General features: G+C 67.1%; 12 protein-coding genes and 1 pseudogene. 2 read left to right on the top strand and 11 right to left on the bottom strand.

What is annotated here, in order from left to right:
- Window positions 1-251: hypothetical protein (locus HV675_RS32215; protein ID WP_217478152.1), on the bottom strand; the 251-nt coding region annotated here is incomplete at its 3' end.
- A gap of 331 nt (window positions 252-582) precedes the next feature.
- Here HV675_RS32215 and HV675_RS17440 point away from each other — a divergent pair.
- Complete coding sequence (locus tag HV675_RS17440; protein ID WP_175112179.1) at window positions 583-2199, top strand: efflux transporter outer membrane subunit; 1617 nt, start codon at window positions 583-585, stop codon at window positions 2197-2199.
- A gap of 256 nt (window positions 2200-2455) precedes the next feature.
- Here the strand turns inward: HV675_RS17440 and HV675_RS17435 are convergent, their stop codons facing one another.
- From HV675_RS17435 to gspG, 8 genes and pseudogenes are all read right to left on the bottom strand, one after another.
- Window positions 2456-3235 (bottom strand): type II secretion system protein N, encoded by a 780-nt coding sequence (locus HV675_RS17435; RefSeq protein ID WP_175112178.1) that lies wholly within the window; start codon window positions 3233-3235, stop codon window positions 2456-2458.
- A 22-nt stretch (window positions 3236-3257) separates the two neighbouring features.
- Window positions 3258-3761 (bottom strand): type II secretion system protein M, encoded by a 504-nt coding sequence (locus tag HV675_RS17430; RefSeq protein WP_175112177.1) that lies wholly within the window; start codon window positions 3759-3761, stop codon window positions 3258-3260.
- Window positions 3758-5188 (bottom strand): type II secretion system protein GspL, encoded by a 1431-nt coding sequence (gene gspL / locus HV675_RS17425; RefSeq protein ID WP_175112176.1) that lies wholly within the window; start codon window positions 5186-5188, stop codon window positions 3758-3760. The genes HV675_RS17430 and gspL overlap by 4 nt, the downstream gene beginning before the upstream one ends.
- Before the next feature lie 28 nt (window positions 5189-5216).
- A complete protein-coding gene (gspK, locus tag HV675_RS17420) occupies window positions 5217-6341 on the bottom strand; it encodes a type II secretion system minor pseudopilin GspK (protein ID WP_175112182.1) in 1125 nt (374 codons plus the stop codon).
- 62 nt (window positions 6342-6403) lie between these two features.
- Window positions 6404-7111: a PulJ/GspJ family protein gene (locus tag HV675_RS17415; protein ID WP_175112175.1), complete on the bottom strand. Its 708-nt coding sequence runs from the start codon at window positions 7109-7111 to the stop codon at window positions 6404-6406.
- Window positions 7089-7469 (bottom strand): annotated as a pseudogene (gspI, locus tag HV675_RS17410) (type II secretion system minor pseudopilin GspI); the annotation flags it as partial. The gene HV675_RS17415 and the pseudogene gspI, both read right to left, overlap by 23 nt.
- A gap of 128 nt (window positions 7470-7597) precedes the next feature.
- Window positions 7598-8104, bottom strand: a complete 507-nt coding sequence (locus HV675_RS17405; RefSeq protein ID WP_175112173.1) for a GspH/FimT family pseudopilin — start codon at window positions 8102-8104, stop codon at window positions 7598-7600.
- A 62-nt stretch (window positions 8105-8166) separates the two neighbouring features.
- The gene (gene gspG, locus HV675_RS17400) at window positions 8167-8631 is read right to left on the bottom strand and encodes a type II secretion system major pseudopilin GspG (RefSeq protein WP_175112172.1); all 465 of its coding nucleotides are present in this window, start codon (window positions 8629-8631) and stop codon (window positions 8167-8169) included.
- A gap of 202 nt (window positions 8632-8833) precedes the next feature.
- On the opposite strand from gspG, the gene HV675_RS17395 reads away from it, so the two are divergent.
- Window positions 8834-9247, top strand: a complete 414-nt coding sequence (locus HV675_RS17395; protein ID WP_175112171.1) for a type II secretion system protein N — start codon at window positions 8834-8836, stop codon at window positions 9245-9247.
- A 41-nt stretch (window positions 9248-9288) separates the two neighbouring features.
- Here the strand turns inward: HV675_RS17395 and gspF are convergent, their stop codons facing one another.
- Together gspF and gspE are read right to left on the bottom strand one after the other, a co-directional pair.
- On the bottom strand, window positions 9289-10506 hold the full coding sequence (gspF, locus tag HV675_RS17390; protein ID WP_175112170.1) for a type II secretion system inner membrane protein GspF: 1218 nt from the start codon (window positions 10504-10506) through the stop codon (window positions 9289-9291).
- Between the two features lie 4 nt (window positions 10507-10510).
- The gene (gene gspE, locus HV675_RS17385) at window positions 10511-12043 is read right to left on the bottom strand and encodes a type II secretion system ATPase GspE (RefSeq protein WP_377785455.1); all 1533 of its coding nucleotides are present in this window, start codon (window positions 12041-12043) and stop codon (window positions 10511-10513) included.
- Window positions 12044-12050: the final 7 nt, after the last annotated feature.

Genomic DNA, 12050 nt, shown 5'->3' with positions numbered 1-12050 from the left:
TCTGCCTCTGCCTCTGCCTCTGCCTCTGCCTCTGCCTCTGCCTCTGCCTCTGCCTCTGCCTCTGCCTCTGCCTCTGCCTCTGCCTCTGCCTCTGCCTCTGCCTCTGCCTCTGCCTCTCGCTTCCCCCCTTGTTGACCGCTTTTGATCGCCAGGCGGCCCGCACCAGTGATTTCGCCATACCGGCTGAGCCGGCAATACGATCTCCGCTTAGCGTCGGCCCTGCCGATCCACCTCACATCGACCTCTTCCAATCATTCAGCGCGCCCGCAAACCGCCGTCGCGCTCGCTTCCCTCACCACAGCACAACGGCGCAGCAGCACCCACACCCGCTCCCCGTCCGCAGTAACGACGCGTAACCTTCCAGACATCCTCCGTAACACACCTGCAAGGCGCACCGCATTACTCTTCTGTTTTCTCCGCGCGCCGCGCAGCGTAAGCTACCGGTCGCGCGCCGCCGCGTTGATCGCAGTGCGGCTCCGTTCACGCGGCTAGTTGCAAAAAATGCACAATCGCCGGGCAAACTACGCGCAGCCGCCGGCCGTTTTGCGCCACGCGCCGGCCGATCGACAGGAATTCAATTGCATGCAGTCTGATTTCACCTTCCGCCGTCGCGCGCCCGCTCCACGCGCCATCCCGATCGCCGTCGCCGCGGCGCTGTGCGCGATGCTGGCCGGCTGCGCGGTCGGCCCCGACTACAAGCGGCCGACCACCGACATTCCGGCGTCCTACAAGGAAGCCGCGGAAGGCTGGAAGGTTGCGCAACCGGCCGATCAGCTGGATCGCGGCCCGTGGTGGACCATCTACAACGACCCGCAGCTGAACGCGCTCGAAGACAGGCTCAACACGTCGAATCAAACCATCGCGCAGTTCGCCGCCGCGTACCGGCAGGCGCGCGCCCTCGTCGCGGAAGCGCGCTCCGCGTATTTTCCGGTCCTGACGCTCAACGGCAGCGGCGAGCGTCAGCAGTCGCCGTCACGCAGCGGCGGCTTTGTCACCGGCACCGGCTCGGTCGGCTCGTCGGGCTCGATCACCAACAGCTTCCGGCTGTCGGCTGACGCGACGTGGGAACCGGATCTGTGGGGTCAGGTGAGCCGCACGGTCGCGGCGGAAAAAGCCGGCCAGCAGGGCGCCGCCGCCGATCTCGCGAACGCGCGTCTGTCCGCGCAGGGGACGCTCGCGCAAACCTATTTCACGGTGCGCTCGCTCGATGCGCAGCAAAAGCTGCTCGATGACACCGTCGTATCGTTCGAAAAGTCGCTGCAACTCACGCAAAACCGCTATGCGCAGGGCGTGGCCGCCCGTTCGGACGTGATCCAGGCGCAGACGCAATTGCAGTCCGCGCAGGCCGCGGCGATCGACAACGGTGTCGCGCGCGCGCAAAACGAACACGCGATCGCCGTGCTGATCGGCGAGCCCGCGTCGACCTTCTCGCTGCCGCCCGCGCCACTCGATGCGACGCCGCCTGACGTTCCCGCGCAGTTGCCGTCCGCGCTGCTCGAGCGGCGGCCCGATATCGCGTCGGCCGAGCGCAAGGCGGCGGCCGCGAACGAGCAGATCGGCGTCGCGATCGCCGCGTACTTCCCGACGCTGACGTTTTCCGCGAGCGGCGGTTTCGAAAGCTCGGTGTTTTCGCAACTGCTGACCGCGCCATCGCGTTTCTGGACGGTCGGCCCGCAACTCGCGGCGACGGTGTTCGACTTCGGCCTGCGCAGCGCGCAGACCGATGCCGCGCGCGCGACGTACGACCAGAACGTCGCAACCTATCGGCAGACGGTGCTGGCCGCATTCCAGGACGTCGAAGACAACCTCGCGTCGCTGCGCATCCTCGGCAAGGAAATCGTGGTTCAGCAGCAGGCGGTACAGTCGGCGCAACAGGCGCTCGATATCGTGACCAATCAGTACAAGTCCGGCACCGTCGACTATCTGAACGTGTTGACCGCGCAAACCACCGCGTTCAATGCGCAGCAGAAGCTGGCGAGCATCGAAGGGCAGCGGATGGTGTCGTCGGCGGGACTCGTGAAGGCGCTCGGCGGCGGCTGGGACGTCGCGCAGATGGACCGCGAAGATGGCGGGGTGGCGGCACCGGCTCCAGCGGCCGCCGCGTCGGCGCCGCAAGCGGCGGCGACACCCGGCGGCGCGAAACCGGTTCAGCCGCTCGCACAGAAAGCCGCTGCTGCGCACGCAGTGCACGACGACTAGCGGTGAGGCGCCGAAGGGAGGCTAATTCCCGGCGAAAGCAACTAAGAGAGACTTCCGCGCGATGTCCCCAATCAACTGAGGGCACGGACCGCAGAATCTGAAACGCGTAAGCAGAAGCATGCGACCGGTCAAACTGGGCCGTCGACACGCGTTACACCACGTTCGCTCGCTCCCATCCAGATCCAGGCATAACCGCCGCGACCGCGCTTTCACCATCCGCCGCACGCACCCTCACACGCAAAACCACCGCACGCCCTTAATGCGCGAAACTCAGCGCCACCGTCCCCTGTCCGGTCGGCGCACCCAGCAGATTCAGCAGCCCCGCAAGATTATCGAGCGCATCGGGCGTCGCGCTCGCGGTGCCCTGAAACGACGTCGAGCGCTGGCTCAGCGAGCCGTGGCCGTTCAACAGCAACGGCCCCTTCAACGTCGACAGATCGATCGTGGCCGCCGCGCCTTCCGCCTGAATCACCACGCGATACGATCCAAGCGGCTTCACGCGCGACACGCTCGAGCTCATGTCGTTCAGTCCCACCGCCAGTTGCCCGAACGCATCGCGGCCGAAGCTGCGCCAGTCAGTCCACGACACGCGCACACCGCCCTGCAGATTCAACGTATTGAACGGCGCGCCCAGACCCGCGAGCAGCGACGCCGGCACCGTGATCTCGCCGGCCGTCATGGTCGCGCCGCGCCGCGTGACGTCGACCTGAATCGCATCCGGCATCGCCTCGGTCTGGCGCATCTGCATGCGTACGCGGCCCGTGAAAAGCGGCCAGAACGACGTGCGCCATTCGATACGCCCCGGCAGCAGCGTCGCCCCGCCGCCGTCGGAGCCGGCTGCCAGCATCAGCACCGCCGAGCCTTCCCACAGCGAGCCGTCGGGCTCGACGAGATTCACGTGCCCATGCGTGGCCTTCGCGAATTGCGGCGTGATCCAGGCGGCCGGCAGCTCGGCGAGCAGCACCGCACCGCTCGACAGCAGCGCGACGATCACCCACGGCAACACGGCGCGCACGCGCCGCATCCAGAGATTCATCGTTGATCCTGTCCGCGCGGGGTCACTTGATCGTCGCCGGCTGCAGCGACGCGGTCAGATCGACCTGACCGTCTTCCTTCAGCGCGCTCACGTGCGCCTCGGAGACCTGCACCTTGAACTGGCGGCGCACATCGTCGAGCCACGCGGTCCACGCGGGAAACGACGCGTTTTTCAGCTGGATCTGCACCGCATTGCCGATCACCTGCACTTGCACCGGATTCAACCCGTGATCGGTGAGCGACGCGGTGAGCGCATCCTTCAAGGCGCCGCCCGTCGGCGCGGCGCCTTGCGCGACGCCGGTCAGCGCACGCGCTTCGTTCGCCTGCGCAGTCATTTGCGCGAGTTGCCGCTGCATGCCGGGCAGTGTTTCGAGCAGATGCGCGCGGCCTTCCTGCGCCGGCGACCACAGCACCGACCACGCGATCACGACCGCGAGCACCGCGCCACCCCATGTGAGCAACAGTCTCTCGCGCGGGTTGCGCGCGCCCCAGAAGCCGGCCCATACCTCGAGCAGTTGATCTTTCATTGTCCGCCCCTGATGGTCCACTTGCCGGTGTTGCTGTCGACCTCGCCACTCAGGCCGTTGCGCGCAAGGCGTTGCGCAAAGCCCGGATCGACCTTCACTTGAGGCTTGAACGTCACGTCGAGCCGATGGTTCTGATAGTCGAGCGCGGCGAGTCCGTTGACGGGCAGCGGTCCGAGCGAACGCGCGAGGCCGTCCGCGAGCGACAGGAAATCGTCTGGCGACAGCTCGCCCGCCGCGACGCGCAGTTGCTGCAATTGCCGCGTCATCTGGCCGGGCGCGTCGAGTACGACGGTCGTCTTCGGAAACGCGTTGAGCAACGCTTCGGTCATTTGCGCGCTGAGCGCGTCGCGCTGATGAGCCAGCATGATCCACTGCACGTTCGCACCGATGATCGCGACGAGTGCGGCGCCCGCGACCAGCGCGATCGGCGCGCGCAAGCGCCGCAGCGTCGCACGGTCGAGACGCCACGGCTGCGACGTGAATTCGAACTGGCACAAATCGAAACGGCATTCGAGCGCACGCTGCGCAAGCGTGTCGAACGTCAGCGGGTGCGCGTCGGCGCGCGGCGCGGCGCTGTCGATCGCGCGCTGCATCGGCGCATCGGCGCCCACGCGCGGCTCGCTGCCCGGCAGGCCGGTCAGCGCATAGAGCGTGAGCGGCGCATCGCCGGCCAGCGCATCGAGCGTCGCGCCGACACCGGCGGCGGGCACGGCGAGGCCTTCCCCGATGCGGCCGCGCGCGATGGCCAGCTCGACACGCGGTGACGGCGTTTCCTGCGGCACCTCGCCGAGCAGCACCGCCGGCGACATCTGCGCGGCTTCGCCAAGCAGCGCCACGACAATCGGGTCGCGCGCCGCCAGCAAGCCAGCGGCTTCGGCGTGCACCGTGGTTGCCGCATCGTCCGCCACCGCGGCATCCGTACCGACTTCGGCGGTCGCAGCGGACAGCGCCTGCGCAAGCGCATCGACCGGCGCGTCGTCGACCACGCGCTGCGGCAAACAGGCCGTCACCGGCACCGCCCGCAGATTCCGGTGGCCCGCGCCGACAAACCCCTCGTAGATAAAACGGAACCAGCCGCGATCGATGATCGCGAGCAGACGCCGGCCGTCCGCGAGCGGCCGCGCATCGATCGCGATATGGCAGGTCTGCGGATCCTGAATCAGTTGATCCTCGACCACGTTGGGCAGCGCCTGACGCAGCCGCGGTCCTTTCAGCGCGGGCACCGCGACCGCCATCATCAGCAGGTCGCGCGCGGCGACCAGCAGCAGCGTCGACGACGCGCGCGGCAGCAGCGCAAGCGACCCCCGGCCGGCGCGCATGGTGCGCCCCGACTTGTCGAGCAGCAGGAACGACATGTCCGGCAGTTGCCATTCCTGCGACGGCACCGCCGGATCACGCGGCGGCAGTAGAACGATCAGCGTGCTCAAAGCCCACTCTCTTTGGGAAAGGCGTTATTCATAATTGGTCCCGCTCCCGTACGATACGCGTCGTATGAGTCAACGCGTCGCGATAGACGAGCGTCGTGCGATCCACTTCGGCGCGCTCGTGCTGCACGCGCCCATGCACGATGAAATAGCTCGAATTGACGTCCATCTGGCTCGGATCGAACACGAGCGCCTGCACACCGGCGCCGCCCAGCGCAAGCTGCACATCGCCGATGTTGTGGAAGAACACCGTCTCGCGGCGCGCAACCAGCGCCTGCGCGTTCGACAGGTTCATGCCCGGCACGATCGCGGCAATCACTTCCGCCGGCGCCGTATTCATATTGACCGCGGTAATGGTCGGCAGGATCGTGACGAACGGGCGCAGCCGCTGGACCATCTCCGGCGTGAAGCCGGGCACGTCGAGCAGCGAATCGACGCTCGTCATTTGCAGCGGCGTGACGGTGCTGCTGTCGGAATCCGACAGCCCCGGCGCGTCGGTAAACTCGGCGCCGTCGCCGACCGCGCCGCCGCCCGCCACGACCGGCGCGCTCGCGGGCGCGGTGGGATTGGTCGCGGTGGTCGACTGGAAGCGCGCAGCCGAATGCGCGAGGCTCGCGCGGATCTGCAGCGCGGTGGTCTTCGCGAGCTGGCTGTTCAGGCCGAGAATGACGAGCAGCCGCTGAAACGACGCGATCTGCGGCGGGTTCAGCTGCAGCGAGCCGGGCACCGCGGCCGAAACCAGATTGCGCAGGTTGAACTTCGCCTGCGCATCTTCGATCGAGCCGGACAGATAGGTGTCCGCGCCTTCGGCCGAGCGCACATCGCCGATCTGCCCGAGGAAATCGGACAGGCGCGTTCGCGCGATCGGCACGCCCCAGACACCGCCGAGATACGTGATGCCGGCGGACGTATCGCCTTCCGAACGCAGAATCAGCCGCGTCCAGTCCAACGCGCCGCGGCCGACCCATTGCGCCTGCGCCATCAGCCGCTGATTCTCGATGCGACGCACCTGCACCTGCTGCCGCCACAAAATGCCCGACACGAGAATGGCCGACAGCGCGACCACCAGCAGCGCGCTGATAATCGCGGCGCCGGACTCGCGCGCGCAGCGCGCATCGCGCGCCTGCCGCCGATGCGGCTGGCGCGGCGTCTGCATGCAGATGCGTCGAGTGCTGTGGGCGAGGCCGCGGATACGCGGCAGGCGGGCGTTCACGTGCGTCACTCCCCGACCAGGAACACCCGCGTCACCGGCCGCTTCAGCGAAGCCGCGCCGATGCTCACCTCGAGCCCGGTTACCGCGCGTGGAATCGGCGCGTTGCCGAGTTGCGGCACTTTCAGGTTGTTCAGGTTATCGGTCATCGCGGATTGCACGTCCCTCATCTGCGTCGTCCAGCCTGCCTTCGGCACATACACGCGCGCGGTAATCACGCCGACGCCGGACATCAGCGGCACCGCGCTCCAGTTGCTGTTTTCGTCGCCGGACAGCGCGCGCCGCACTTCGCCGAGATTTCTCAGCGGCGGCGATGCATAACGCGTCACGCGACCCTCCGACACGCGATAGCGCACCACCTGCAGCCGCGGCGCCGCGCCCGGCGCCATCAGCTCGCGCACGATCTGCAGTCCGCTCGTCGCGACCGACACCGACGGCTGTCCGACTTCATCTTCGGTTGCGGCCTGACGCGCGTCGATGCGCATCTGGTCGAACAGTTGCGCGAAGACGCGCTCATCCTCCATCGCACGCGTGATCGTCTCGCGTCCGCGCACGATCTGATCGAGCCCGCGCCACGACAGCACCGCGATCACCGCGAGAATCGCGATCGCGACGAGCAGCTCGATCAGCGTGAAACCGCGCGCGGCCGGCCGTCCGTTCATGCCGCGCCGGACGCCGCGTTGTGCGGCGCGTTCAAAGCGGCCGGCTGGTTTCATTCGGCACCACCGTCACCATCTGCGCGAGCGCGCCGCGCCCGCCGGGCATCGTCACCGACACCTCGACACGGCGAAACACCGGGTTCGGCGTCGCCGACACGACCTCGGTGCAGATCAGCTGCAGGTTGCCCTGCGAACAATCGAAACTTTGCGAACCCACTTCCGGCCATGAATGCGTCAACCGCAACTGCGCGAGCGTGTTGTCCGCGCTCCAGCCGGCAAGCAGCCGCCGATGCAGGTCCGCTTCGCCGTTCGCGAGCTGGCCGACCGCGCGCAGCGACGCGGCCAGCGCAACCGCGATGATCGCCAGCGCGACCAGCACTTCGATCATCGTGAAGCCTGCCGATGCGCGGCGTGGTCCACTGCGTAACTCACCGCTTGATGCATCGCCTGGTGCACCGCTTGTTGCACCACGTAGTGCACCGCACGATGCCGCCGCGGATGCGCGAGCCGCACGGCTACGGCGAAACGCCACGCGCCGTTTCATCAACGCACCTCGTAGCGGCCGTTGCCGGTGCCGACGATCGTCGCGCTGCCTGCGCCTGAAAAGAGCGTCACGCTCACCGGTGCATCGATGCTCTCGGTGCCGAACAGCACGCGATCGCGCTGCGCGTCCGACCCGGACGAGCCCGGAAAGCTGATCGACACGCCGGTTACGCCGCCTTCCCAATTGCGCGGCCCGAGCAGATCGTCGCGCAGCGGACGCCAGCCGTCATCGGTACGGATATCGAAACGAAAGCCGCTTTCGAGCGGCATCCATGCAATCGGCCGCGCGCGCACCTGCGCTTCGTCGCCGGCCGATTCGAACAGCAGCGCGAGACGCTGCGCTTCCTCGTTCAGATCGGTGCGCGGATTGCGCGAGAGCGACAGCGACGCGAGCGACACCAGCAAACCCGCGATCACCAGCACGACCATCATCTCGAGCAGCGTGAAGCCGCGCTGGCGCCGCGTGTGCGCGCGGCGATCGACCATCGGGCAGGGCAGGGAACGCATGGCGTGCAAAAGTAACCGGCTACGAGCGCTTGACGGGGCTTAACGACGGATTGCGGCGAGTGTTATTGCCACGAGCCGACATCGGCATCGTTGCCTTCGCCGCCGGCCTTGCCGTCGGCGCCATAGCTGAACACGTCGATTTCGCCATGCACGCCCGGGTTCAGGTACTGGTACGCATTGCCCCACGGATCGTTCGGCAGGCGCTCGAGGTAGCCGCCGTCCTTCCAGTTGTTCGGTATCGGGTCCGTCGTCGGCTTTTCGATCAGTGCGCGCAGGCCTTGCTCTTGAGTCGGATACCGGCCGTTGTCGAGGCGATAGAGCTTCATGGCCTGCATCATCGTGCCGATGTCCTGCTTCGCGGCAACGCGGCGTGCTTCATCCGGCCGGCTCATGATCTTCGGCACGATCAGCGCGGCGAGAATGCCGAGAATGGCGATCACGACCATGATTTCGATCAGCGTGAACCCCCGTTGACGACGGGCGCGGGCACCCGCGATTTCCGTGCGGCGATTCGTCCACATTTGCATAGCTTGCTACCTCTTCAATAGATGGTTCGATGAGCCGGACGCAGCCGGCCCTGCATACTTTGCGCCTTGCGCGTCGCGCGGCGCATGTTCTGCGGCCGCTTTCAGCGTGCTTTCCGCACGGCGCGGCCGGTCATTCTAATGTGATGCCGTGCAATGGCTTCGATCCATCGCAACTTTCACATTTATCCGTACAATGTCGCGCATGACCGCCCTTCAAGTTCGCCTTCTGTCCCTCGTGTGCTTCGCGGCGCTCTGCGCGACGGCCACGTACTGGTTCGTCACGCTGACGTCGCACCGCGGCGCGACGGTGCCGGCCGCGGCCGCACGCACGCCGGTGTCGATCGATCAGGCGGCGACGCTGTTCGGCGGCCAGCTCACCCGCACCGTCAACCAGGACGTGCGGCTGTACGGCATCCTCGCGCTGCAGGAAGGCGCCGCGGCCATCCTGAGCGTCGGCGGCGAACCGCCGCATGCGGTGTCGATCGGCAGCGCGATCATGCAAGGCGCGAAACTCTCCGAAGTGCGCGCCCGCTCGATCATCATCGATCGCAACGGCTCGCATTCCGAGGTGTTCCTGCCGGCTAACGCGCCGGGTCCCACCATCTACGTGCGCTGAACCGCGTACCGAACCTGCGCCGTTCGCCGCGCCGAAGGTGCTCACTGCACCAGGTTGTTCAGCTCGATGATCGGCATCATCACCGCGAGCACGATCACCAGCACCACGCCGCCCATCGCGAGAATCAAAAGCGGCTCCAGCAAGCTCGTCAGAAACATCGTGCGCCGCTCGAGCTCGCGCGATTCGCCTTCGGACGCGCGATCGAGCATCGTCGTCACGTCGCCGGTCGCTTCGCCTGAACGGATCAGGTGCACGAGCACCGGCGGAAACGTCTTCGTATTGCCCAGCGCGCGCGACAGCGACGTGCCTTCGCGCACGCGCACGATTGCATCGTCGATGTTGATGCGCATCGCGCGGTTGCTGAGCGTTTCGCCGGCCGCCTGCAGCGCGCGCAGGATCGGCACGCCGGCGGCGGTCAGAATGCCGAGCGTGCTCGCGAAGCGCACCGTGTTGTAGCCGCGCACGAGCTTGCCGAGGAGCGGGGCGCTGAGCATCCACCGGTCGAACGCGAGCCGCGGCCCGGGCTGCCTGAGAATGGCACGCACCACGGTCGCCACGACGACGACCGCGATCAGCATCGCCCACCAGTAGCTTCGAACGAAGCCGGACAGCGCCATCATCAGGATCGTCAGAATCGGCAGTTGCTGCTTCGTGCTCGCGAACACATTGACGACCTGCGGCACCACATAGCTCAACAGAAACGTGACGATGCCGAACGCGATCAGCGTGACGATCGCCGGATACGTGAACGCCAGCACGATCTTCTGCTTCAGCGCATTGCGTTGCTCGATGTAGTCCGCGAGGCGCGACAGCACGAGACCGAGCTTGCCGGTGTGCTCGCCCGCTGCGACCAGCGCGCGATAGATGTCCGGAAAATCTTTCGGATGCTGGGTCAACGCGTTTGCCAGCGAATGGCCGCCGAGCACTTCGGCGCGGATCGACGCCATCAGTTCGCGAATGTAGTCGCGCTCCGATTGCTCGGTCAGCACCGCGAGCGCTTCGTCGAGCGGCAGGCCCGCGATCAGCAGGCTCGCGAGCTGGCGCGTCAGAATCGCCTGTTCGCGTTGCGACAGCTTGCGGCCGAGCGACAGGCGCTGGGTGCGTTCGCCGCGCGTGCGCGTCGCCGCCGGCTCGACGACGAGCGGCGTCAATCCTTGCGTGCGCAACTGCGTGCGTGCGCCGCGCGCGCTGTCCGCATCGAGCACGCCTTTTTGCGCCTTGCCCGCGGCGTCGATTGCTTCGAACCGGAAAGCAGGCATCCGCTTAGACTCCGCCCGTCACGCGAATCACTTCCTCGAGCGACGTGAGACCGGACGCGAGCCAGCGGTCGCCGTCCTCGCGCAGCGTGCGCATACCCTGCTTGCGGCCGGTGTCTAGAATTTCGGCGTCGGCCGCGTTGCGATGGATCAGCGAGCGGATCGATTCGTCGACGAGCAGCAGTTCATAGACGCCGCGCCGTCCCGCATAACCCGAGTGCCCGCACTTGTCGCAGCCGACCGGGTGCCACTGCTTGTGGCCGTCTTCTTCGCGCTCTTCCTTGCACACCGGGCAGAGCCTGCGCACCAGCCGCTGCGCGAGCACGCCGAGCAGCGACGATGCCAACAGATACGGCTCGACGCCCATATCCGTCAAACGCGTGACGGCGGAAGCCGCATCGTTCGTATGCAGCGTGGCGAGCACCAGGTGACCCGTCAGCGACGCCTGCACCGCGATCTGCGCGGTTTCGAGGTCGCGGATTTCGCCGATCATGATCACGTCCGGATCCTGACGCAGGATCGAACGCAGCGCCCGCGCGAACGTCATGCCGATCCGCTCGTTCACCTGCGTCTGGCCGATGCCGGACAGGTCGTATTCGATCGGGTCCTCGACGGTCATGATGTTGGTGGTCGCCGTCTCGAGGCGCGACATCGATGCGTACAGCGTCGTCGTCTTGCCCGAGCCGGTCGGACCCGTCACCAGCACGATGCCGTGCGGACGCGCGATCAGCTTGTCGAACTGCGCAAGCGTGTCCTGCGCCATGCCGAGCGCTTCGAGGTTCAGCCGCGCCGCATCCTTTTCCAGCAGACGCAGCACCGCGCGCTCGCCATGCCCGGTCGGCAGCGTCGACACCCGCACGTCGACCGGACGGCCGCCGACGCGCAGCGTGATGCGCCCGTCCTGCGGCAGACGCTTCTCCGCGATATCGAGCTGCGCCATGATCTTGATCCGCGAGATCAGCGCGCCATGCAGCGCCTTCTTCGGCCGCACCACGTCGCGCAGCGTGCCGTCGACGCGAAAGCGCACCACCGACGCATTCTCGAACGGCTCGATGTGAATATCGGATGCGCCTTCGCGCGCGGCCTGCGTGAGCAGCGCGTTGATCATGCGGATGATCGGCGCATCGTCTTCGGACTCGAGCAGGTCCTCGACCTCGGGGATGTCCTGCATCAGCCGCGACAGATCGACTTCGCCTTCCACCTCGCCGACCACCTGCGCGGCGCTGCCGTCCTGGCGCGCATACGCGGTGTTGATTGCTTGCGCGAGTTCGTCAGCGGGCATCCGCACGACCGAAAGCACACCGAAATTGCGCGCCACTTCGGCTAGCGCCGCATCGCTCGTGCGCTCGCTGATCCACACTTCGAGAGAATCCGCGTGCTGATGCGCAACCAGAATCTGGCCGCTTCTGGCAAAACCGTACGGCAGGAGGCGCGCCGCGAGCGCCGACGGCGCCTCGCGGTTTGCGCCGGGCGTGCCTGACGGCAATTCCTTGCCGTCGCGCGCGCCGTCCGCGCCGCTCGGCGCATGCGACGCGGCTATCGGCTGC

It is taken from the genome of Paraburkholderia solisilvae, from assembly GCF_902859875.1.
GTDB lineage: Bacteria > Pseudomonadota > Gammaproteobacteria > Burkholderiales > Burkholderiaceae > Paraburkholderia > Paraburkholderia solisilvae.
This window is presented reverse-complemented; position numbering and strand designations above follow the sequence as displayed.

Coding starts and splice junctions, on each gene's coding strand:
- HV675_RS17435 (WP_175112178.1), bottom strand. CDS start 3,235: ATGAATCTCTGGATGCGGCGCGTGCGCGCCGTGTTGCCGTGGGTGATC.
- gspF (WP_175112170.1), bottom strand. CDS start 10,506: ATGCCTGCTTTCCGGTTCGAAGCAATCGACGCCGCGGGCAAGGCGCAA.
- HV675_RS17395 (WP_175112171.1), top strand. CDS start 8,834: ATGACCGCCCTTCAAGTTCGCCTTCTGTCCCTCGTGTGCTTCGCGGCG.
- HV675_RS17415 (WP_175112175.1), bottom strand. CDS start 7,111: ATGAAACCAGCCGGCCGCTTTGAACGCGCCGCACAACGCGGCGTCCGG.
- HV675_RS17430 (WP_175112177.1), bottom strand. CDS start 3,761: ATGAAAGATCAACTGCTCGAGGTATGGGCCGGCTTCTGGGGCGCGCGC.
- gspG (WP_175112172.1), bottom strand. CDS start 8,631: ATGCAAATGTGGACGAATCGCCGCACGGAAATCGCGGGTGCCCGCGCC.
- gspK (WP_175112182.1), bottom strand. CDS start 6,341: ATGCAGACGCCGCGCCAGCCGCATCGGCGGCAGGCGCGCGATGCGCGC.
- HV675_RS17440 (WP_175112179.1), top strand. CDS start 583: ATGCAGTCTGATTTCACCTTCCGCCGTCGCGCGCCCGCTCCACGCGCC.
- HV675_RS17405 (WP_175112173.1), bottom strand. CDS start 8,104: ATGCGTTCCCTGCCCTGCCCGATGGTCGATCGCCGCGCGCACACGCGG.